General features: G+C 70.1%; 19 protein-coding genes. 12 read left to right on the forward strand and 7 right to left on the reverse strand.

Annotated elements, in window-relative coordinates:
- Positions 1-118 precede the first annotated feature (118 nt).
- Together I5G_RS23810 and I5G_RS00700 are read left to right on the forward strand one after the other, a co-directional pair.
- A complete protein-coding gene (locus tag I5G_RS23810; RefSeq protein WP_239642464.1) occupies positions 119-355 on the forward strand; it encodes a hypothetical protein in 237 nt (78 codons plus the stop codon).
- A gap of 182 nt (positions 356-537) precedes the next feature.
- Positions 538-1,848, forward strand: coding sequence for an ABC transporter substrate-binding protein (locus tag I5G_RS00700; RefSeq protein ID WP_022877330.1), 1,311 nt, complete (start codon positions 538-540; stop codon positions 1,846-1,848).
- A gap of 349 nt (positions 1,849-2,197) precedes the next feature.
- Here I5G_RS00700 and I5G_RS00705 read toward each other — a convergent pair whose 3' ends face one another.
- From I5G_RS00705 to I5G_RS00720, 4 genes are read right to left on the reverse strand one after another with little or no spacing between them, the layout of a single operon-like run.
- Positions 2,198-2,953: an ABC transporter ATP-binding protein gene (locus tag I5G_RS00705; protein WP_022877331.1), complete on the reverse strand. Its 756-nt coding sequence runs from the start codon at positions 2,951-2,953 to the stop codon at positions 2,198-2,200.
- On the reverse strand, positions 2,950-3,957 hold the full coding sequence (locus tag I5G_RS00710; protein WP_022877332.1) for an ABC transporter ATP-binding protein: 1,008 nt from the start codon (positions 3,955-3,957) through the stop codon (positions 2,950-2,952). The genes I5G_RS00705 and I5G_RS00710 overlap by 4 nt, the downstream gene beginning before the upstream one ends.
- Entirely contained in the window at positions 3,950-4,933 is a 984-nt protein-coding gene (locus I5G_RS00715; RefSeq protein ID WP_022877333.1) for a branched-chain amino acid ABC transporter permease, read from the reverse strand. Before I5G_RS00715 ends, I5G_RS00710 begins: the two co-directional genes overlap by 8 nt.
- Positions 4,934-4,936: 3 nt before the next feature.
- A complete protein-coding gene (locus tag I5G_RS00720) occupies positions 4,937-6,268 on the reverse strand; it encodes a branched-chain amino acid ABC transporter permease (protein WP_022877334.1) in 1,332 nt (443 codons plus the stop codon).
- A 300-nt stretch (positions 6,269-6,568) separates the two neighbouring features.
- On the opposite strand from I5G_RS00720, the gene guaB reads away from it, so the two are divergent.
- Together guaB and I5G_RS19775 are read left to right on the forward strand one after the other, a co-directional pair.
- Positions 6,569-8,071 (forward strand): IMP dehydrogenase, encoded by a 1,503-nt coding sequence (guaB, locus tag I5G_RS00725; RefSeq protein WP_022877335.1) that lies wholly within the window; start codon positions 6,569-6,571, stop codon positions 8,069-8,071.
- Positions 8,072-8,145: 74 nt separating this feature from the next.
- On the forward strand, positions 8,146-8,841 hold the full coding sequence (locus tag I5G_RS19775) for a TMEM175 family protein (RefSeq protein ID WP_022877336.1): 696 nt from the start codon (positions 8,146-8,148) through the stop codon (positions 8,839-8,841).
- Positions 8,842-8,850: 9 nt separating this feature from the next.
- Here the strand turns inward: I5G_RS19775 and I5G_RS19780 are convergent, their stop codons facing one another.
- On the reverse strand, positions 8,851-10,281 hold the full coding sequence (locus tag I5G_RS19780; protein ID WP_022877337.1) for an MFS transporter: 1,431 nt from the start codon (positions 10,279-10,281) through the stop codon (positions 8,851-8,853).
- A gap of 72 nt (positions 10,282-10,353) precedes the next feature.
- Here I5G_RS19780 and I5G_RS19785 point away from each other — a divergent pair, with 72 nt between their 5' ends.
- The 8 genes from I5G_RS19785 (at position 10,354) to I5G_RS00775 (ending at position 18,454) form a co-directional block, all read left to right on the forward strand.
- Positions 10,354-10,968, forward strand: a complete 615-nt coding sequence (locus tag I5G_RS19785) for a TetR/AcrR family transcriptional regulator (RefSeq protein WP_022877338.1) — start codon at positions 10,354-10,356, stop codon at positions 10,966-10,968.
- Positions 10,969-11,026: 58 nt separating this feature from the next.
- Positions 11,027-12,142, forward strand: coding sequence for a GuaB3 family IMP dehydrogenase-related protein (locus I5G_RS00745; RefSeq protein WP_026095545.1), 1,116 nt, complete (start codon positions 11,027-11,029; stop codon positions 12,140-12,142).
- 12 nt (positions 12,143-12,154) lie between these two features.
- Positions 12,155-13,024 (forward strand): SURF1 family protein, encoded by an 870-nt coding sequence (locus tag I5G_RS00750; protein ID WP_022877340.1) that lies wholly within the window; start codon positions 12,155-12,157, stop codon positions 13,022-13,024.
- A gap of 10 nt (positions 13,025-13,034) precedes the next feature.
- Positions 13,035-13,556, forward strand: a complete 522-nt coding sequence (locus tag I5G_RS00755) for a DUF3817 domain-containing protein (protein WP_022877341.1) — start codon at positions 13,035-13,037, stop codon at positions 13,554-13,556.
- Positions 13,553-15,133: a glutamine-hydrolyzing GMP synthase gene (gene guaA / locus I5G_RS00760; RefSeq protein WP_022877342.1), complete on the forward strand. Its 1,581-nt coding sequence runs from the start codon at positions 13,553-13,555 to the stop codon at positions 15,131-15,133. The genes I5G_RS00755 and guaA overlap by 4 nt, the downstream gene beginning before the upstream one ends.
- Positions 15,134-15,483: 350 nt before the next feature.
- Positions 15,484-16,626, forward strand: coding sequence for an MFS transporter (locus tag I5G_RS00765; RefSeq protein WP_368843829.1), 1,143 nt, complete (start codon positions 15,484-15,486; stop codon positions 16,624-16,626).
- 26 nt (positions 16,627-16,652) lie between these two features.
- Positions 16,653-17,105, forward strand: a complete 453-nt coding sequence (locus I5G_RS00770; RefSeq protein WP_022877343.1) for a nitroreductase family deazaflavin-dependent oxidoreductase — start codon at positions 16,653-16,655, stop codon at positions 17,103-17,105.
- Entirely contained in the window at positions 17,102-18,454 is a 1,353-nt protein-coding gene (locus tag I5G_RS00775) for a glycosyltransferase (protein WP_022877344.1), read from the forward strand. Before I5G_RS00770 ends, I5G_RS00775 begins: the two co-directional genes overlap by 4 nt.
- Before the next feature lie 93 nt (positions 18,455-18,547).
- Here the strand turns inward: I5G_RS00775 and ligD are convergent, their stop codons facing one another.
- Complete coding sequence (gene ligD, locus I5G_RS00780; RefSeq protein WP_022877345.1) at positions 18,548-19,771, reverse strand: non-homologous end-joining DNA ligase; 1,224 nt, start codon at positions 19,769-19,771, stop codon at positions 18,548-18,550.
- A gap of 209 nt (positions 19,772-19,980) precedes the next feature.
- Entirely contained in the window at positions 19,981-20,868 is an 888-nt protein-coding gene (locus I5G_RS00785) for a Bax inhibitor-1/YccA family protein (protein ID WP_022877346.1), read from the reverse strand.
- Between the last annotated feature and the right edge of the window lie 43 nt (positions 20,869-20,911).

Raw genomic sequence — 20,911 nt, forward strand, 5'->3', positions numbered from 1 at the left:
GTCGCCATCGTGCAGCTCGCGATCGTCGGGATCACCTCCGGGCTGACGATGGGGCGCCCACGGGCCCCTGCACAAGACGGTCCTCCTGGCCGCAGGCGCCGTCACGGCGATCCCGCTCCTGCTCTTCGCCGCGGGCGCGCGTCGTGCGCCCTTGACGGTGATGGGGCTCATCCAGTTCGTCGCCCCGATCATCCAGTTCGGCATCGGCGTGTGGGTCCTCCACGAGCCGATGACCGTCGAGCGGTGGATCGGATTCGGACTCGTCTGGCTCGCGCTCGTCGTGCTGAGCGCGGACTCGCTGATCGCCGCCCGGGGGCGTCGCCTGGCGGTCTCGGACGTCGCGGAACCGGTTTAGTCGCGGCGCGCGTCACGGCGGACGATCCGGCCGCGAAGGCGGACGATTTCCACGCAACGGACGTGCCCTTCATAACGATTTCGGCGCAGTCGTCCAGCGAAAACACATTCGTAACACATGCCGGTTAGGTTCGAGCCACTTGCGTGGCGTGGCCGCGCACCATCATCGAAAGGACGAGCCAGATGGTTCAATCCAAGAAGGCGTGGTTCGCCGTCGCAGCGCTGGCTGCAGCAGCCACCCTCACGCTCGCCGGCTGTGGCGGCGGGAGCAGTGACGCCGGATCCTCGGAGTCGGCCGCACCCGCGGGCAGCTACACGAGCCAGGACTGCGCGAGCGACGCCACGAGCGCGACGACCCTGAAGGTCGGCACGATCCTGCCGCAGACCGGCACGCTCGCCTTCCTCGGCCCGCCCGAGATCGCGGGTGTCGGCCTCGCCGTCAGTGACATCGTCGACGCGGGGGACTCGGCCTGCACGTTCTGGACCGACTCGGGTGACTCCACCGACATGGCGGTCTCCTCGGCCTCCGCCGACAAGCTCATCGACGCCAAGGTCTCCGTCGCCATCGGTGCCGCGTCCTCCTCGGTCTCGCTGAACGTCGTCGACAAGCTCGCGGCCGCGCCGATCGTCCAGATCTCGCCCGCCAACACGTCGGCCGAACTGTCCGGCAAGTCTCCGTTCTACTTCCGCACCGCTCCGCCGGACACCGTGCAGGGCTCGGCGCTCGGTCAGCTCATCGTCGGTGACGGCCACCAGAACGTCGCGTTCCTCGTCTTCAACGACGCGTACGGCACGGGTCTCCGTGACGTCATCCAGAAGACGGTCGAAGAGGCCGGCGGCACGGTGACGTACGGCGGCACCGGCAAGGGCCAGGAGTTCCCGCCCGGACAGACCACGTTCTCGTCCGAGGTCACCGCGGCCATCGCCTCCAAGCCCGACGCCATCGTCGTCATCGCGTTCGACGAGACCAAGGCCATCGTGCCCGAGCTCGTCTCGCAGAGCTGGGACATGAAGTCGACGTACTACACCGACGGCAACACGTCGGACTACTCGAAGGTGTTCGACAAGGGCACGCTCGAGGGCGCGAAGGGCACCATCCCCGGTGCCAACGCGGCTGACGACTTCAAGAAGCGCCTCTCCGACTGGCACCAGAGCGTCGAGGGTTCGGCCCTGTCCGACTACTCGTACGGTGCGGAGTCCTACGACGCGACCATCCTCGCGGCCCTCGCGGCCAAGAAGGGCGGCGCGACCGACCCGACGACCATCCAGAAGAACCTGGCGGCCGTCTCGGGTGCCTCCGGCGGCACCGAGTGCTCCACCTACAAGGAGTGCGCGGACCTGATCGCCAAGGGCGACAGCATCCAGTACAAGGGTGTTTCCGGCGTCGGCCCGTTCAACGCGAAGAACGACCCGTCGAGCGCCTTCATCGGTATCTACGACTTCGACGCCGACAACAAGCCCGTGTGGAAGAGCGCGGTCGAGGGCAAGTCCTAAGCACCCCGCTTCACGCCGAAGGGCGGTCCCGGTTCGCCGGGGCCGCCCTTTCGCGTGTCCGGTGGGGCACCTGCGGGGGCGCGTGTGCGGCGCGGGATGCCGCGGCGTTGTGTCGGGTACGTCGGGGAGGGACTTCGGCGGTCTGGCGGGGGCAGGATGCCGCGGCGTGGGGCCGGGGGCGCGTCGGGCGGGACATCGGCGGTCTGGCGGGAGCAGGATGCCGACGGCGGTACGCCCGCGTGGAGGGGGCCGTGAGGTGGTGGAGGCGTGGGGGAGTGGCATCCATCCCTTCCGCGGAACGACGATGCCCCCGGCCGGAGCCGGGGGCATCGAACGAGCGAGGGGCGGGTCAGGCGGCGCCCTCGACGTCGGTCGCGAGCGTGCCGAGGTACAGCTGGATCACCTTGGGGTCGTTCGCGAGCTCGCGGCCCGTGCCCGTGTAGGCGTCCTTCCCCTGGTCGAGGACGTACGCGCGGTCGCAGATCTGCAGGCAGCGACGGGCGTTCTGCTCGACCATGATCACCGAGACGCCGGCCTTGTTGATACGGCGCGTGCGGATGAACGTCTCGTCCTGGCGGACGGGGGAGAGGCCGGCCGACGGCTCGTCGAGCAGCAGCACGGACGGGTCCATCATGAGGGCGCGGGCCATGGCGACGGACTGGCGCTCGCCGCCCGAGAGCGAACCCGCGCGCTGACCACGACGGTCGGCGAGCACGGGGAAGATCTCGAAGATACGCTCCAGCTGCGTCTGGAACTCCCGCGGCTTCTGGTAGATGCCCATCTGGAGGTTCTCTTCGATCGTCAGCGACGGGAAGACGTTGTTCGTCTGCGGGACGAAGCCGACGCCCTGCTTCACGAGACGGTTCGGCTTCCACCCGGTGATGTCCGTGCCCTTGAGCGACACGGACCCCTGTCGGATCGACACCTGGCCGAACACCGCCTTGAGGAACGTCGACTTGCCGGCGCCGTTGGGACCGATGATGCCGATGAGCTCACCGGGGTGGGCGACGATGTTCACGCCGTTGAGGATGTTGATACCGGGCAGGTAGCCGGCGTGCAGGTCCTTGGCGACGAGAACCGGCTGCGATTCGGTGGGCGTGCTCACGAGCGCGTCTCCTTTCCGAGAGCCTCGTCGACGCGAGCCTCCTCCTTGGCGTCTTCCTCGGCGGCTTCCTCCGCGAGGGCGATCGCCGTCGTGTCCGAGAGCAGCGCATCGTCGCCGAGGTCGGTGTCGTGGTGGGCGCCGAGGTAGGCGTCCACGACGGCCTGCTGCGACATGACCTCGCCGGCCGTGCCTTCCGCCACGATCGTGCCCTGGGCCATGACGACGACCCAGTCCGAGATGTGGCGGACCATGTGCATGTCGTGCTCGACGAACAGGACGGTGGTGCCGTCGTCGCGCAGGGCCTGGATGTGTCCGAGGAGCGACTGCGTGAGCGCGGGGTTCACGCCGGCCATGGGCTCGTCGAGCATGATCATCTTCGGGTCGCTCATGAGCGCGCGCGCCATCTCGAGGAGCTTCTTCTGGCCGCCCGAGAGCGAGCCCGCGAGATCCTCGCGCTTCTCGTAGAGCTTGAAGCGCTGCAGGAGTTCCTCCGCCTTCGCGGTGATCTCCTGCTCGCGGGCCTTCCACAGCGGGCGGATGAGCGCGACGGCCATGTTCTCGCCCGGCTGGCTGTTCGCCCCGAGCAGCATGTTCTCCATCACCGTCATGCGCGAGAGCGCCTTGGTGAGCTGGAACGTGCGGACCATGCCGAGTCGCGCGACCTTGGATGCCGCGGTGTCACCGAGCGTCCGACCGTCGAACGACCAGCGCGCGACGCGGTCGGCCGGCGGGCCGCCGATGAGACGGCGGGCCGACGTGGGCTTGTCGAACCCGGTGATGAGGTTGAAGAACGTCGTCTTCCCCGCACCGTTCGGGCCGATGAGGGCGGTGATGCCGCCGCGCTGCACCTCGAGGTGCTCGACGTCGACGGCGGTCATGCCGCCGAAGCGGCGGACGATGTTGTCCACGACGAGGATGGGGTCGGGCTTGGCGGCGCCCGGTTCCTGCGGGACCCCGGAGAACGCGGCGCGCGTCCGGATGGTCGCCTCGGTCGGCTCAGACATTGAAGCTCAGCTCCTTCTTGTTACCGAGGATGCCCTGCGGTCGGAAGATCACCAGCAGCATGAGCGCGATACCGATGAGGATCCAGGAGAACTGCTCGGTCTGCTGTCCCGACCAGACGCCCTCGGGGACGATCAGGCGCGTGATGCCCTGGATGAAGATGCGGACGACGAAGAACAGGATGGCTCCGAGCACGGGCCCGAAGATCGTCGCGGCTCCACCGAGGAGCAGCGCCGTCCAGATGAAGAACGTCATCGATCGTCCGAGGGCGTCGGGCTGGACCGAGCTCGGGATGACGTAGATGACGCCGGCGATGCCACCGATGAGGCCACCGAGGATCAGCGCCTGCATCTTGAACGAGAACGCGCTCTTGCCGAGGCTGCGGACGGCATCCTCGTCCTCGCGGATGCCCTTGAGGACACGGCCCCACGGGCTGCGGATCAGCAGCCACACCAGGAGCAGCAGGACGGCGACGACCGCCCAGGCGACGGCCCGAACCCACCAGCCGCTGACGCCGGTGTTGTCGTAGGTCCACCACAGGATGGTGGTCTGCCCGTCGCCGAAGAACGAGAGCCCGTTGAACGGGTCGCGGTACCGGTCGCCCGGGATGCCGTTGCTGCCGTTCGTGATCGGTCCGAGCACGCTGGAGCGCCCGACCATGCGGATGATCTCGGCAGCCGAGATGGTCACGATGGCGAGGTAGTCGCCGCGGAGCTTCAGCGTCGGGACACCGAGGATGAAGCTGTAGATCAGCACCACCACGAGGGCGATGATCAGCGCGGGGACGAAGCCCAGCCCGGCCTGGACCGACACGGCGAAGCCGTACGCGCCGAGGAGCATGAAGCCCGCCTGGCCCATGTTGAGCAGGCCCGTGTACCCGAAGTGGATGTTGAGGCCGATCGCGGCGATCGCGAGTGCGGCGGTCGTGGGTGCGATGGCCGTCGAGGCCATCTCGCGGAGAAGATCGAGGAAGATCATGGGTCAGCCCACCCGTTCCTTGCGTCCGAAGAGTCCCTGCGGTCTCACCAGCAGCAGCAGGATGAGAAGGACGAGGGCCGTGGCGTACTTGAAGTCGCCCGGCAGCCAGATGTTGGTGAGTTCCACGGTCATGCCGATGATGAGCGCACCGAAGAGCGCGCCGAACGCGGTGCCGAGACCACCGAGAGTGACGGCGGAGAAGAGGAGCAGCAGCAGCTGCATGCCCGTCATCCAGTTGACGCCGTTGAGGACCAGACCGAGCAGGATGCCGGAGAGGCCGGCGAGGGCGGCGGCGGTGGTCCAGATGAGCCGGACGACGCCGTCGACGTTGATGCCCGAGGCGGCGGCGAGGGCCGGGTTGTCGCTGACCGCGCGCGTGGCGCGACCGACGCGGGTCTTCAGGAGGAAGAGGCCCACGCCGATGAGGACGACGACCGAGATGCCCATCGACACGAGCGAGTCGACGCTCAGGCTCACCGGGCCGAGGCGCACCGGCACGGGGTTGGCCGTGATGATGCGGACCGTGGAGGCGCCGATGAAGAACTGGAAGGTGTACTGCAGGGCGAGCGACATGCCGATCGTGACGATCATCAGCTGCGTGAGGCTGAGCCTGCGCTTCCGCAGGGGTCTCCAGATGCCGACGTCCTGGAAGTAGCCGAACGCCGCGCAGATGACGACGACGATGATGCCCGCGACGAAGATGTTGAGGCCCAGCACGTTCGCGAACAGGTACGCGAGCAGACCGCCGAGGGTCACGAGCTCGCCGTGCGCGAAGTTGGAGATGCCGGTCGTGCCGTAGATGAGCGAGAGGCCGACGGCGGCGAGGGCGAGAAGGAGCCCGAGACGGAGCCCGGAAGCGGCCTGCTGGGCGAGACGGCCCCAGTCGAATCCGCCGGCGCTGGCCGTGTCGGAGCCGGCGGCCGCGTCGCCGCTGCCGCCCGCGCTGCCGTTCAGCCCGATGAGGACGGCGGTCTGGGATCCGAGGTTCACGGTGCGGACCGAGGGGTCCTCGGTGCGCAGGGTGACGCCGTCCGGCAGGGTCTCGGGGTCGACGGAGACCGAGTACTCGCCCGGCTCGCTGAATCCGATGGACCACTTGCCGCTGTCGTCGGTCGTGGCCGAAGCGGTTCCGCCCGGGCCGGTGGCCGTGACGGTGACGCCACCGCCGGCGGCGGCGAGCGTGCCGTTGAGGCAACCGATCTCCGGGCTCGGCGTGCAGGCTTCGGTCTGGGTGGTGACCGGCGCGGTGGTCGCGGCGAACGCGGGCCCGGCCGACAGCGTGGCACCCAGCAGCATCGCGAGCGCTGCGGCGCAGAACGCCCAGATCAAGGCCATGCGGGGTAGAGTCCGCGATCGTGTCGCGGTGGGAGAGGAATGACCCACGGAGTCTCCAGTTCGGCAGCGCTGACGATGTCGTTCTCGTCAGCTTCGACGATCGACGCTACGAGCGTAATGTGTCGTTCGTGTTTCGGCCCGAAGCCGTTACCGAACGGCATCGTGGCGATCCTTCTCCCGAAACGCATTCTCGGGAATGATCCGGCCCCTCTCGGCGCTTAGAATTCAAGGCGGAGCGCTTCGTGCGCACCGGCCGACGTCGTCCCCTTTCGAGCAGGCGCCGCGCGCGCAGGAGGATCCATGGAGCAGCACGACCCCTTCGGTTTCGTCGGATTGACGTACGACGACGTCCTCCTTCTGCCCGGGCACACCGACGTCATCCCCAGCGAGGCCGACACGTCGTCGCGACTCACCCGCCGGATCACCGTGGCCACCCCGCTGCTTTCATCGGCGATGGACACCGTGACCGAGGCCCGCATGGCGATCGCGATCGCGCGCCAGGGCGGCATCGGCATCGTGCACCGCAACCTCTCGATCGAAGACCAGGCCGCGATCGTCGACCAGGTCAAGCGCAGCGAGTCCGGCATGGTGTCGAACCCCATCACCACGACCCCGGATGCCACCGTGGCCGAGGTCGACGCGATGTGCGCGCAGTACCGCATCTCGGGCCTGCCGGTCATCGACGAGGACGGCGTCCTCGTGGGCATCATCACCAACCGCGACATGCGCTTCGTGTCGGGCTTCGAGCGCCAGACGACCAAGGTCAAGGACGTGATGACGAGCGAGGGCCTCATCACCGGGCCGGTCGGCATCCACGCGAACGACGTCATCGCGACCTTCGCCAAGCACCGCGTCGAGAAGCTGCCCCTCGTGGACGAGGACGGCAAGCTCGCCGGACTCATCACCATCAAGGACTTCGACAAGAGCGAGAAGTACCCCCTCGCCACCAAGGATGAGCAGGGTCGCCTCCGCGTCGGTGCGGCGATCGGCTTCTTCGGCGACGCGTGGCAGCGCGCCGAGGCGCTCCGCGACGCGGGCGTCGACGTCCTCGTCGTCGACACGGCCAACGGTCAGTCCGCGGGCGTCATCGACATCGTGCGCCGACTCAAGGCCGATCCCACCTTCGACCACGTGGACGTCATCGGCGGCAACGTCGCGACGCGCGAGGGCGCGCAGGCGCTCATCGACGCGGGCGTGGATGCCGTGAAGGTCGGCGTCGGACCGGGCTCGATCTGCACGACCCGAGTCGTCGCCGGTGTCGGCGTGCCGCAGATCACCGCGATCTACGAGGCGGCGCAGGCCGCCATCCCGGCCGGTGTCCCGGTGATCGCCGACGGCGGTCTCCAGTACTCGGGCGACATCGCCAAGGCGCTGGTCGCCGGTGCCGACACCGTGATGCTCGGTTCGCTCCTCGCCGGCACCGACGAGTCGCCGGGCGAGATCGTCTTCCAGGGCGGCAAGCAGTTCAAGCAGTACCGCGGCATGGGTTCGCTCGGCGCGCTGCAGACCCGCGGCAAGAAGACGTCGTACTCGAAGGACCGCTACTTCCAGGCCGACGTCCCGAGCGACGACAAGCTCATCCCCGAGGGCATCGAGGGCCAGGTCCCGTACCGCGGGCCCGTGTCCGCTGTGGCGTACCAGCTCATCGGCGGCCTGCGTCAGTCGATGTTCTACGTCGGCGCGCGCACGGTCGAAGAGCTCAAGGCCAAGGGCAAGTTTGTCCGCATCACCTCGGCGGGTCTGAAGGAGTCGCACCCGCACGACGTGCAGATCGTCGTCGAGGCGCCGAACTACAAGAAGTAAGCCTGATTTCGAAGGGCCGGGCGAGTGACCGCCCGGCCCTTCGGCGTTCCCGGGTGCGCGGCTACGCTGTGCGCATGATCCGACGTGAGGGGCATCCCTCGGTCACGGTCTCGGCTCGACGCACCGAGGCGTACACGGATGGCGTCTTCGCGATCGCGGCGACGCTGCTCGTCCTTGACCTCACGTCGCAGTCGCTCGGCGAGGTGGGATCGGATGCCGATCTCGCCCGCGCCCTGCGCGACATGCTGCATCCGGTCTTCTCGTTCGTCATCAGCTTCCTGGTGCTCTGCATCATGTGGATGACGCACGTGCGACAGTTCGAGTGGATCGTCCGGATCGACAACGCCGGGATGTGGATCAACAACCTGCGCCTCCTGCTGGTCGTCCTCGTTCCCTTCACGACCTCGCTGGACACCGACTACTCCGCCTACCTGCTCGGGCGCGTCCTGCTGCCGGTGAACTTCTTCCTGGCGATCCTCGTGGGCTGGCTCCAGTGGACCTGGGCTCTCCGCTCGGGTGCGATCCCCGACCTCTCGCGCGACGACGCGAGACGCCTGGGACGCGCGGCCCTCAGCGCCGTGATCATCAGCGGGCTCGCGGTCGCCGTGAGCCCCCTGGTGGGGTCGGCGGGGTTCCTCCTGTTCTTCCTCGACGGGCCGCTGACGCGGCTGCTCCGAGGGGCGGACGCCCCGACCGATCCCGTCGCTGCGCGCGCGACGCCCCCGGGGGAGCCGGGGGCGTCGCGCGGGGCGGACCCGCGAGAGGGCTGAGCGACGGGTTCAGTGGGCCAGGGAGGGTTCCGCGGCCGCCGCCTCCGCCTCGACCGCGGGCCGCGGTGACCGGCCCGCGGGGAGGAGCAGGGCGAGGCCGGCGGCGACCAGCAGCACGGCCGAACCGACGAAGATCGCGGGGCGGGCGGCATCCACGTAGAGATCCGGAACCAGCTGGCCGCCGGCGCCGACGAAGATCGCCGTCATCACCGCGGTTCCGAGGGCCAGTCCGATCTCGCGCACCGTCGAGTTGACGCCCGACGCCTTCGCGTGGTCGACGACATCGAGCGTCGCGAGCAGGGCGGTCGCGGACGGGGCGAACACGAGGCCCATGCCGACACCCGCGAACACGAACGGGGGAACCAGCGTCGCGTACTCGACGTCGGCCGACATCGTGAGCGCGATCCAGCCGAGCGCGATGGCCTGCAGGAGGAGTCCGGCGATCATCAGCGGGCGCGTGCCGATGCGCGGCGCGAAGATCCCCGCGAGGGGAGCGACGACCATGGGGGCGAGCGTCCACGGAGTGGTCTGCAGCGCCGCCTCGAACGGGCTCGACCCCTGGACGACCTGCAGGAACTGGATGAGGAGGAACACTGCTCCGAAGGTGCCGAAGCTGAAGGCGAATCCGACGACGTTGGTGACCGAGAACGACCGATCGCGGAAGAGCCGCAGCGGGACGAGCGGCGACCGGGTCCGTAGCTGCCAGCCGAGGAACGCGATGACGAGCAGCGAGCCGAGCGCGAGCTCCGTGACGACGGATGCCGAGCCCCATCCGTCGTCGTTCCCCCGGACGATGGCGTGCACGAGCGCCAGCACCCCTCCGCCGGCGAGCAGCGCTCCGACGATGTCGATGCGTGAACGGTCGCCGAACGTATTGGGAAGAGCCCAGAGAGCGAGGGGGATCGCGACGACCGCGACGGGGACGTTGAGCCAGAAGATCGCCTGCCAGTTCCATCCCTCCATCACGGCTCCGCCGACCAGCGGGCCGACCGCGACGCCGAGACCCGAGATCCCTCCCCAGATACCGATGGCCAGCGGTCGAAGCGCCGGCGCGACCGCCCCGCTGATCAGGGCCAGCGAGAGCGGCATGACACCGGCCGCCCCCAGGCCCTGGACCGCCCGGGCGGCGATCAACTGCGCGGGATCGACGCTCAGGGCCGCCAGCACGGAGCCGACGCCGAACGCGACGATCCCGGCGACGAAGGCCGTGCGGCGTCCGAAACGGTCGCCGAGGGCGGATGCCACGAGGATCAGGCTCGCGAAGGTGAGCGTGTACGCGTTCACGAACCACTGCAGCTCTTCGATGCTCGCACCCAGCTCACGGTGCAGAGCGGGGAGGGCGTTCGTCATGACGAGGTTGTCGAGGGTGGCCATGAACATCGGCAGGGATGCGGCGATCACGACCCAGGCGAAGGGGCGCGAGCGGGGTGAGGGGTTCACGAGGGCTCCTTGTTGTAATCGACTGATAACAAATCTGAGAGCACTGTAGTAATCCACTGATAACCTGTCAACATGCCGTCACCGACAGAGCCCGCGACCGCTCGCCGCATGAGTTCGGAGGAGCGTCGGGAGCAGATCCTCGCCGCCGCCCTGGCCGTCTTCGGGGCGAAGGGGTACGTGGGCACGACGACCGACGACGTGGCCCGGGCGGCGGGGGTCTCGCAGCCCTACGTGGTCCGCCTGTTCGGGACGAAGGAGAACCTGTTCGTCGCGGCGCTCGACGACGCGCTGGGCCGACTGCTCCAGGCGTTCGGCGAGGCCGCGGTCGGCGCGGCCCCCGACGACCTGGCCGAGCGCGTCGGCCATGCCTACATCGAGCTGCTGCAGGTGCGCGGCCTGCACCAGACGCTGTCGCACGCGTTCCTGCTCGGCGCGCATCCGGTCATCGGGCCGCGCGCACGCGACGGCTTCGCGCGGGTGTGGGAGTTCCTGCGCGAGGCCGGGTTCGACGTCGCGACCGCCCAGGCGTTCCTCGCGCAGGGCATGATGATCAACTCGCTGTTCGGGCTGCGCCTGGCCGACGACTACGACACGGATCCGCGCGTGCACGAGCTCTTCGATGCGTGCTTCCCGACCGACAAGGTGCGGGTTCTGTCGATGGCCCCGCGTGCGGATGAACCGTGGTGAGGAACCCGGTGAGGACGCGGACCGGGAAAATGCGGGCGGGTAGGCTGGGGGAGTGACCATGGAGATCGACCTCGGACGCGCCAAGCGTGCCCGCCGCGCCTACACCTTCGACGACATCGCCGTCGTTCCGTCGCGCCGCACGCGCAACCCGGAAGACGTGTCGACGGCGTGGACCATCGACGCGTTCCCGTTCGAGATCCCGGTGCTGGGTGCGCCGATGGACTCGGTCGTGAGCCCCCGCACGGCGATCGAACTGGGCCGCCTGGGCGGTCTCGGCGTCCTCGACCTCGAGGGCCTGTGGACGCGCTACGACGACCCCGAGCCGCTGCTCGCCGCGATCGCGGGGCTGCCCGACTCCGAGGCAACGCGGCGCATGCAGCAGCTGTACTCCGAGCCGATCAAGCCCGAGCTCGTGCGCGACCGTCTCGCCGAGGTGCGCGCCGCCGGCGTCACCGTCGCCGGAGCCCTCACCCCCCAGCGCACGCACGACCTGTACGAGACCGTGGTCGCCGCGGGCGTCGACCTGTTCGTCATCCGCGGCACCACCGTCTCGGCCGAGCACGTTTCGAGCGTCGCCCAGCCGCTGAACCTCAAGAAGTTCATCTACGACCTCGACGTCCCGGTAATCGTCGGCGGCGCCGCAACGTACACCGCGGCGCTCCACCTCATGCGCACGGGCGCCGCGGGCGTGCTCGTCGGCTTCGGTGGTGGCGCTGCCTCGACGACCCGCGTCACCCTCGGGCTGCACGCGCCGATGGCGACCGCGGTGGCCGACGTCGCCGGCGCGCGCCGCGACTACCTCGACGAGTCGGGTGGGCGCTACGTGCACGTCATCGCGGACGGCGGCGTGGGCACGTCGGGCGACATCGTGAAGGCTCTCGCCATGGGCGCGGATGCCGTCATGCTCGGCGTCGCGCTCGCCCGTGCCACCGACGCCCCCGGCCGCGGCTTCCACTGGGGCCCCGAGGCGCACCACGCCAAGCTGCCCCGCGGCCACCGCGTGGCCGTGGACCGCGTCGGCCCCCTCGAGCAGATCCTCTACGGCCCGGCCCCCGTGGCCGACGGCACCGCCAACCTCATCGGTGCGCTGAAGAAGTCGATGGCCACGACCGGGTACTCCGACCTCAAGGAGTTCCAGCGCGTCGAGGTCGTCGTGGCGCCGTACGGACACTGACGCGGTGACCGCGTGACCTCTCCCACCGCGATCGAGCAGGAACCCCGGCAGGTGTTCCCGCCGACCCTGCGCGAGGTCATGCTGCGCCCGCGGTGGCTCGCGCTGCTGGCGTTCTCGCTCGTGGTGGCGGGGGCGCTCGCGTGGCTCGGGCAGTGGCAGCTGGGGCGCGCCATCGACACCGCGCCCGTCGAGCCCGGTCAGACCGAGATCGTGCGGCCGCTCGCCGACGTCGTGAAGCCGGGCGAGTACCTGACGGACCCTCTCGTGGGTCAGCGCGTCGAAGCGACCGGCCACTGGATCGCGTCCGACTTCCTCGTCGTCGCGTCGCGCTTCAACGACGACGTCGAGGGGTACTGGGTCACGGGTCAGCTGCGCCTCGACGGCACGGCGACGCCGACGTCGATCGCCGTCGCCCTCGGCTGGACGAAGGATGCCGCGGCAGCGCAGAACGCCGTGCAGGAACTCGACGCGCAGGTCGCCGCGAACCCCGGGGCGAGCGTCGACGTGACGGGGCGCGTGATCGCCGACGAGGGGCCGTCCCGTCCGCCGGCCGGCGTCGACCCGCAGACGATGACCCGCATGTCGCCCGCCGCCCTCCTCGGGCGGTGGCACGACATCGACGGGGTGGCGGTGTACCGGCCGTACCTCGCCTCGCAGACCGCCATCGGGCCGCTCGATGCGATCGACTCGCCGGCGCCCGACGAGCGCTCCGGGGTCAACTGGCTCAACATCTTCTACGCCGTCGAATGGGCGATCTTCGCGGGCTTCGCGCTGTACCTCTGGTACCGCCTCGCGCGCGACGCGTGGGAGAAGGAAGTGGAAGACCTCGAGGACGAACAGTCCGAGGCGCTCGCGGCAGGTTCCGCGGAATCCCGCGACTAGACTGGCCTCCATGCCCCGCGCCCCGAAACTCGCCACGTTCCCGGCGATCCGCGGAGCCCTGAAGTTCTACCAGATCTGCTCGATCATCACCGGTGTCGGCCTGCTGCTGCTCGTCTCCGAGATGATCGTGAAGTACACGCCCATCCACAAGGAGCTGTTCCTGGGCGGATCCGGGGGATTCCTGTGGTTCGCGGATGCCATCCCCGGTCCCGGATGCCAGTGGTTCTCGCTGTTCGTGCCCGGCGGCAGCGGATGCGAGATCCTCTCCACCGGTGACGGCCTCAACCTGTCGCTCGCGATTCTGGTGATCCACGGCTGGTTCTACGTCGTGTACCTGTTCTCGTGCTTCCGCGTGTGGAGCCTCATGCGCTGGCCGTTCCGCCGCTTCGTCTTCCTCGCGCTCGGCGGCGTCGTGCCTTTCCTCTCCTTCATTCTCGAGGTGCGCACCGCCCGCAGCGTGCGCACCTACCTCGCCGAGCGCGAAGCCGCCGAGGCATCCGCTCCCGTCCCCGCCCCGGAAGGACCCCGGTGACCGAACAGACCGAAACGTCGCAGCGTCCCGTCCTCGTCGTCGACTTCGGCGCCCAGTACGCCCAGCTGATCGCCCGCCGCGTGCGCGAGGCCGGCGTCTACAGCGAGATCGTCCCGCACACCGCGACCGCCGACGAGATCTCGGCCAAGAACCCGGTGGGCATCATCCTCTCCGGCGGACCGTCGTCGGTGTACGAAGAGGGTGCGCCGCGCCTCGACGAGGGCGTCTTCGACCTCGGGGTCCCGACGCTCGGCATCTGCTACGGCTTCCAGGTGATGGCCCAGGCCCTCGGCGGCGAGGTCGCGAACACCGGCCTCCGCGAATACGGCGCGACGGATGCCACGGTCGTCACCGAAGGCACCCTGCTCGAGGGGCAGCCCGTCGAACAGAACGTGTGGATGAGCCACGGCGACCAGGTGTCGCGCGCGCCCGAGGGCTTCGAGGTGCTCGCGCGCACCGCGCACACGCCGGTCGCTGCTTTCGCGAACGACGCCCGTCGCATGTACGGGGTGCAGTGGCATCCCGAGGTCAAGCACACCGACCACGGCCAGCGCGTGATCGAGAACTTCCTGCACGGCGCGGCCGGCCTCCCGGCCGACTGGAACAGCGGCAACGTCATCGCCGAGCAGGTCGCCCGCATCCGCGAGCAGGTCGGCACCGGCCGCGTCCTGTCCGCGCTGTCGGGCGGCGTCGACTCCGCCGTCTCCACGGCGCTCGTGCACGAGGCCGTCGGCGACCAGCTCGTCGCGGTGTTCGTCGACCACGGGCTCCTCCGCAAGGGCGAGCGCGAGCAGGTCGAGAACGACTACGTCGCCTCCACCGGCGTCCGGCTCATCACCGTCGACGCGCGCGAGACGTTCCTCAACGCCCTCGCCGGGGTCAGCGACCCGGAAGAGAAGCGCAAGATCATCGGCCGCGAGTTCATCCGCGCGTTCGAGAAGGTGCAGGCCGACCTCGTCGCCGAAGCCAAAGCAGACGGCGAACCCATCCGCTTCCTCGTCCAGGGCACGCTGTACCCGGACGTCGTCGAATCCGGCGGCGGCGCGGGCACCGCGAACATCAAGTCGCACCACAACGTCGGCGGACTGCCCGAAGACCTCCAGTTCGAACTCGTCGAGCCCCTGCGCACCCTCTTCAAGGACGAGGTCCGCGCGATCGGCCGCGAACTCGGCCTCCCCGAAGCGATCGTCGGCCGCCAGCCCTTTCCGGGGCCAGGGCTCGGCATCCGCATCGTGGGCGAGGTCACCGCTGACCGTCTCGAGATCCTGCGTGAGGCCGACGCCATCGCCCGCGCGGAACTAACGAAGGCCGGTCTGGATGCCGAGATCTGGCAGTGCCCCGTCGTGCTGCTGGCCGACGTGCGGTCGGTGGGAGTGCAGGGCGACGGCCGCACCTACGGTCACCCGATCGTGCTGCGTCCCGTCTCCAGCGAAGACGCGATGACCGCCGACTGGACGCGCCTGCCGTACGACGTGCTGTCGAAGATCTCCAACCGCATCACCAACGAAGTGCGCGAAGTGAACCGCGTGGTACTCGACGTGACGTCGAAGCCGCCGGGGACGATTGAATGGGAGTAGGCGTTCCGCCTGCTCCCGCGCCGACATCGTCGGCCGACTACGGGGCATCGTCCTCGGATCGAGAACAGGGCCCCTACCCCGATCGACCCGAGGACGATGCCCCTTCGTCGTCCGTCGGTGTCGGCGCTCTGTCGGTCCGCTGAAGGTATGGGGGCGCACCTGCGGTGCGCGCGGCGGCAGCGTCAGCGGCGAGGTGTGGGCGGGTAGGCTGGCGGCATCGACGATCAGCCCTCGGGAATGTCCCGGGTTCGTCGGCCACAACGGCACAGGTCTCGAGTGACCCGTATCGACTTCTCCGGCTACCGCGACGTGCTGCGTGCGCCCGGAGCCCCGTGGTTCACACTGGCCGGATGGGTCGCGCGCTTCCCGCGCGGAACGCTCAATCTCGGCATCGTCCTCCTCGTCCCGACGGGCCAACGGGAGCTTCGCGCCTCGCCGCGGGAGTCGGCGCCGCCTTCGTCGTGGGCATGCCCTTCGCGGGGCCGCTGTGGTCGCGGCTCATGAACCGCCGCGGACAGCGACCGGTGCTCCTGCTCGCGGCGCTCACGCTGTCGCTCGCGATCGCCGTGCTCGTGGCCGCGGTCCTCGTCGGGATGCCCGTGGCGACGTGGTTCGTGCTCGCCGTGGTCGCGGGGGCGGTGTCGGTCGACGTAGGGCCGGCCGTCCGCGCGCGGTGGAGCGCCCTCGTCTCGCCCGAGCGGCGCCACAGCGCTTACGCCGTCGAATCGATCGCCGACGAGAGCGTCTTCGTCATCGCCCCGCCCGTCCTGACGCTGATCGCCGCGGCGGCCGCTCCGCAGATCGGGATCGCCGTCATCGTGATGGTGGGCGCGGTCGGGCTCCTCTGGCTCGGCCTCCTGCGCGGGTCGCAACCGCCCCGCGTCGCTCTCACCGGCCCGCGTCCGCGCCTCCTGCCCCCGCTCGGCATCCTGCCGGTGACGGTCGCGTGGATCGGGGTCGGCGGGATGTTCGGCTCCTTCGACGTCACGAGCATCGCCTGGGCCGACCGGTTCGGGTCGCCGTGGCTGGCCGGCCTGATGATGGCATCCCTCGCCCTCGGCAACACCGTCGGGGCGCTCGTCTACGGAGCGCTGCGCCACCGCGCCTCGCTGCGCGCCCGCTGGCTCGGGAGCAGCGTGCTGCTGGCTGTCGCGGGGCTCGCGCTGCCGTTCGTCGCCGACAGCCTCGTGGCCCTGGTGGTCGCCGCGGTGGTCGGGGCGCTCATCGGACCGGTGCTCGTCGCGGGCTTCGCCCTCGTCGAGTCGCGGGCGGATCGCGACCGCGTCACGGAACTCCTCGCGTACCCGTCGCTGGGCGTGGGAGCCGGCATCCCGCTCGGGTCGACTCTCGCCGGAATCGGCCTGGATGCCGCGGGCCCGGTGCTCGGGTTCACGGTGATGGCCGTGAGCTGCGTGGCGATCCTCGTGCTCGGCGTGATCGGCGAGGCTCTGCTGTCGGCCCGGCCGAGAGTGGCATCCCTCCGCTCGTCCTGAACGACGGCGTGGGGGAGGATGGGGGCATGAGTGAGAGGTTCGTGCGCCCGACCCGGCTCGACACAATCTTCAACGCCGCGGTCGCCGCGCTGACGCGCGTCGGGCTGCCGCTCGCGGGGAGCCGCGTGCTCGCCGTGCGGGGTCGCACGTCGGGGGAGTGGCGGACCACCCCGGTGAACCCCCTGCGCGTCGCCGGAGAGCGGTACCTCGTCGCGCCCCGCGGGACGACGCAGTGGGTGCGGAATCTCCGCGCGGCCGGAGGGGGAGAGCTGCGCGCCGGACGTGCGGTCGAGGTCTTCCGTGCGGAGGAGGTCCCGGATGCCGAGAAACCCCCGATCCTGCGCGCCTACCTTGTCGCGTGGGCGTGGGAGGTCGGGCGCTTCTTCGAGGGCGTCGACAAGAACTCGCCCGACGAACGGCTGCGCGAGATCGCGCCCGGGTTCCCGGTGTTCCGGCTCCGCTCGGAGGGGCGCCGATGACGGGCTTCCCCGACGCGTGGTACCTGATCCTCTCGAGCCGGCTCATCCCCGACCTCGACGGCGGGTACACGATCTCGACCCTCGCTCGGGCGCGTCAGATGGCGGATGCCGGCGCCCCGGCGTTGCTCCTCACCGTTGACCCGGGCGCGGCGCAGGCGCACGCCGAGCATCGCGCGGAGTTCGTGCAGCGCGGCGCGGCGATGGCATCCGAGGTGTTCCGGAACCTCTTCGACGAGGCGGTCGGACCCGACGGCGGAGCCGCGGAGTGGCTGCGGGCGGCCGCGCGGCCGGGCGAGGCGGACCCGACGCTGGAGTACCGGAGCGTCGCGGCGGGAACCGTGGACCTGCCGAACGTCATCGACCCGCACTGGCACCTCGCGACGGCGCCGATCGTCGTGCGGAACGGGGCGGGTGATGCCGTCGGCGTGATCGACGGCTTCGGGGCGCTGTACCGCGCGTGGCTCGCGCACGTCGTCGCGGAGCTCCGCGCCGAGGTCGACCGTCCTGTCGTGCTGATCTGCGAGTCGCGGCAGCTCGGTGAACTCCTCGTCGACTGGGACGATCCGGGCGTGCGGATCCTCCACACCGTCCACACCATCCACCTCGAGCCGCCGTTCACGGCCGACGCGCCCGTCAACGCGCTGTGGGAGCGGTGGCTCGCCGTGGCGCCGCGCTTCGACGCGGTGCTCTGGCCGACGCCCTGGCAGCACGACGACGTGCGGGCGCGCTTCGGCGACGACCGGGTCGACGTCATCGCGCCGCACGGCATCCCGATGCCTGACGCGGTCACGTACGCAGCGGACGGACCCGTCGTGGTGCTCGGGCGGCTGGCGCCGGGGAAGCGGCTGGACCACGCGATCCGGGCCTTCGCGCGGGTGGTCGAGGAGGTGCCCGGCGCCCGGCTGGAGCTGTGGGGAGCGGGCACCGGACGCGAGGCCCTCGAGACGCTCGTCGCCGAGCTCGGGCTCGGCGACGCGGTGGCGCTGCCGGGGCTGACCCTGGACCCGGGCGCAGTGCTCGATGCGGCGTCGGTGTACCTCACGACCTCGGCCTTCGAAGGGCAGGGACTCGCGCTCGCCGAGGCTCTCGCGCACGGCGTTCCCGTCGTGGCCTACGACATCCGGTACGGCCCGCGCGACATGCTCGCCGAGGGGGGTGGCATCCTGGTGCCCGACGGCGACGAGTCCGCGCTCGCCGACGCTCTGGTGCGGGTGGTTCGCGACGCGGCCCTGCGGCAGTGGCTCGCCGCCGAGGCGCGCGCGGCCGCGGTCGCGCTGGCCCCCGCGCGCGCGATGGAGACCCTCGCCGCCGCGGCCGCCGCGGCGCTGTCGCGCCCGACGCGGCGGTAGGTCGGGCCGAGCGTCCAAGACACGCCGCTGGCGGGTGCCGCCGAGCGGCGTGTCTTGGACACTCGACCGGGGCGAACCGGGGGGCGGGGCGCCTCAGCCGCGGCCGGCCCAGGGGTCGTAGTCGGCGATCAACGGCTCCTGCGGCGGCCGGGTGGCATCCGGAACGTGCTGCAGGTTCACCCGCACGCGGTACCAGAGCGAGCTCGAGCCGCGCATGCCGTCGAGCATCACATCGGCGGGATGCAGAACCGCCGTCGCCTCGGGATACCGACGCTTCCACTCCTCGAGAGCGTCGAGGGCCTCGGGCTTCGTCTTCGTCCGGGCGACCTCGATGAGGGGCATCGTCGAGGCGCGGCGGCCCGAGCCGTCGGAGCCGCGCGGCGGCTTCTCCGCGGGTCCCATCTGCTCGGCCAGCGCGAGCAGGACCTCGAGCGATCCGGCGGCCGCGTCGATGCCCGCGTGCGGGTCGCTAATCGCGGCGAAGCGCTCGGGCACCGTCAGCACGGTGAACTCCTCCGGACGGCGTTCGCGCACCTCGTCCCACGTCAGCGGCGTCGACACCCGGGCATCGGGGAGCGGGCGGATGGAGTACGCGGATGCCACGGTCCGGTCTTTCGCGTTCTGGTTGAAGTCGACGAACACGCTCTCGCCGCGCTCCTCCTTCCACCAGCGCGCGGTCGCGAGGCCGGGCGCACGGTTCTCGACCTCGCGGGCGAGGGTCTCCGCGGCCCGGCGGACGTCGGGGTACTCCCACTCCGGCCGGATCCGCACGAGGATGTGCAGTCCTCGGGACCCGGAGGTCTTGGGCCAGCCGACCAGGCCGTGGTCGTCGAGCACGTCCCGCGCCGTGAACGCGACGTCGACGATCTGCGCCCAGTCCACACCGGGCATGGGGTCGAGGTCGATGCGCAACTCGTCGGGATGGTCGAGGTCTTCGGCGCGCACCGGATGCGGGTTGAGGTCGAGGCATCCGAGATTCACGATCCACGCGAGTCCCGCGGCGTTGCGCAGGACCGTCTCCTCGGCCGACGTGCCCGAGGCGTAGTGCAGGGTCGCGGTGTCGATGAAGTCGGGGTGGTTCTCGGGCACGCGCTTCTGGAAGAACGGTTCCTGGCCGAGGCCCTTCGCGAAGCGTTTGAGCACCATGGGCCGGCCGCCCGCGCCGCGCAGCGCGCCGTCGGCGACCGAGAGGTAGTACCGCACGAGGTCGAGCTTCGTGAGGCCCGGCTCGGGGAACACGACGCGGTCGGGGCTCGTGACGCGGACCTCGTGACCGTCGACGTCGAGGACCGTCGGAGGCGTCTTCTCGGGGCTCATGTCGCGAGGGTAGTCCGGTGGCATCCGCGGTGTCCGCCCCTTGCGGGACGCGCGGTGCGCGGGGATCGAGTGTCCAAGACACGCCGTGCGCCGTCGCTCGGATGCGGCGTGTCTTGGACAGTCGACGAGAGACGGGCGAGAGACGAACGAGAGACAGAACGACGGAGGGCCGCCCCGAAACGGGACGGCCCTCCGTGTGAGGCGGTGCGTCAGTTGTTGCCGCGCAGGATCGCGAGCAGGCGCAGGATCTCGACGTACAGCCACACGACGGTGACCATGATGCCGAAGGCGCCGACCCAGCCGTAGACGCGCGGGGCGCCGTTGCGGACGCCGCGCTGGATCTGGTCGAAGTCGAGCACCAGCGAGTACGCGGCCATGATGACCACGAAGACGCCGATGATGACACCGAGCGGGATGCCGAAGAGCTTCACGTCGCTGAGCAGGCCGAAGGCTCCACCGGCGAGGGGCACGTTGAAGAGCATCAGACCGACGTTGATGAGGCTGAACACCAGGTAGCCGACCATCGCGATCAGGAAGATCTTCGTGGCGCGGGCCGAGGCGCGGATCTTGCCGCTGGCGAACAGCGCGAGCGTCACGCCCACGACCGACAGGGTCGCGAGCGTCGCCTGAACGACGATGCCCGGGTAGATGAACTCGAAGAACGCCGAGATGCCACCGATGAACAGGCCTTCGAACGCCGCGTAGGCGATGAAGACGGGAACCGACGGCTTCTTCTTGAACGTCGCGACCATCGCGAGCACGAAGCCGACGAGGCCGCCGATGAGCATCGGGGCGACGTTGGGGCTGGGGTTGGCGACGGTGACCGAGCTCATCGTCCAGATCCAGCCGACGACGGCGGTCACGACGAGGACGGCGAAGAGGCCGAGGGTCTTGAAGACGGTGTCTTCGACCGTCATCCGGTCGGTCTGCACCGCGCCCGCGGACGGGGCCGCGTACATGCCCTCGATGTTCGCCGTCTCGGCGGCCGCAGCAGCTGCGGTCATCGACTCGGCGGGCGGGGGGCTGTAACGGGTCTGGGCTCCGCCACGAGGGTCCTGGAACGCCGGGTTGTTGAATGCCGGGTTGTTGAGGGCCACAGGGACTCACACTCCAAATTGCTGGTGATCACAGCACCGTGCT

The organism is Microbacterium sp. B19 (genome assembly GCF_000333395.1).
In the GTDB taxonomy this organism is placed as follows: domain Bacteria; phylum Actinomycetota; class Actinomycetes; order Actinomycetales; family Microbacteriaceae; genus Microbacterium.

Excerpts from the sequence above, each read along its gene's own strand:
- I5G_RS00700 (WP_022877330.1), top strand. The coding sequence starts at position 538 with ATGGTTCAATCCAAGAAGGCGTGGTTCGCCGTCGCAGCGCTGGCTGCA.
- I5G_RS00710 (WP_022877332.1), bottom strand. The coding sequence starts at position 3,957 with ATGTCTGAGCCGACCGAGGCGACCATCCGGACGCGCGCCGCGTTCTCC.
- I5G_RS00715 (WP_022877333.1), bottom strand. The coding sequence starts at position 4,933 with ATGATCTTCCTCGATCTTCTCCGCGAGATGGCCTCGACGGCCATCGCA.
- I5G_RS00720 (WP_022877334.1), bottom strand. The coding sequence starts at position 6,268 with ATGGCCTTGATCTGGGCGTTCTGCGCCGCAGCGCTCGCGATGCTGCTG.
- guaB (WP_022877335.1), top strand. The coding sequence starts at position 6,569 with ATGGAGCAGCACGACCCCTTCGGTTTCGTCGGATTGACGTACGACGAC.
- I5G_RS19775 (WP_022877336.1), top strand. The coding sequence starts at position 8,146 with ATGATCCGACGTGAGGGGCATCCCTCGGTCACGGTCTCGGCTCGACGC.
- I5G_RS19785 (WP_022877338.1), top strand. The coding sequence starts at position 10,354 with ATGCCGTCACCGACAGAGCCCGCGACCGCTCGCCGCATGAGTTCGGAG.
- I5G_RS00745 (WP_026095545.1), top strand. The coding sequence starts at position 11,027 with ATGGAGATCGACCTCGGACGCGCCAAGCGTGCCCGCCGCGCCTACACC.
- I5G_RS00755 (WP_022877341.1), top strand. The coding sequence starts at position 13,035 with ATGCCCCGCGCCCCGAAACTCGCCACGTTCCCGGCGATCCGCGGAGCC.
- I5G_RS00765 (WP_368843829.1), top strand. The coding sequence starts at position 15,484 with ATGGGTCGCGCGCTTCCCGCGCGGAACGCTCAATCTCGGCATCGTCCT.
- I5G_RS00770 (WP_022877343.1), top strand. The coding sequence starts at position 16,653 with ATGAGTGAGAGGTTCGTGCGCCCGACCCGGCTCGACACAATCTTCAAC.
- I5G_RS00775 (WP_022877344.1), top strand. The coding sequence starts at position 17,102 with ATGACGGGCTTCCCCGACGCGTGGTACCTGATCCTCTCGAGCCGGCTC.
- ligD (WP_022877345.1), bottom strand. The coding sequence starts at position 19,771 with ATGAGCCCCGAGAAGACGCCTCCGACGGTCCTCGACGTCGACGGTCAC.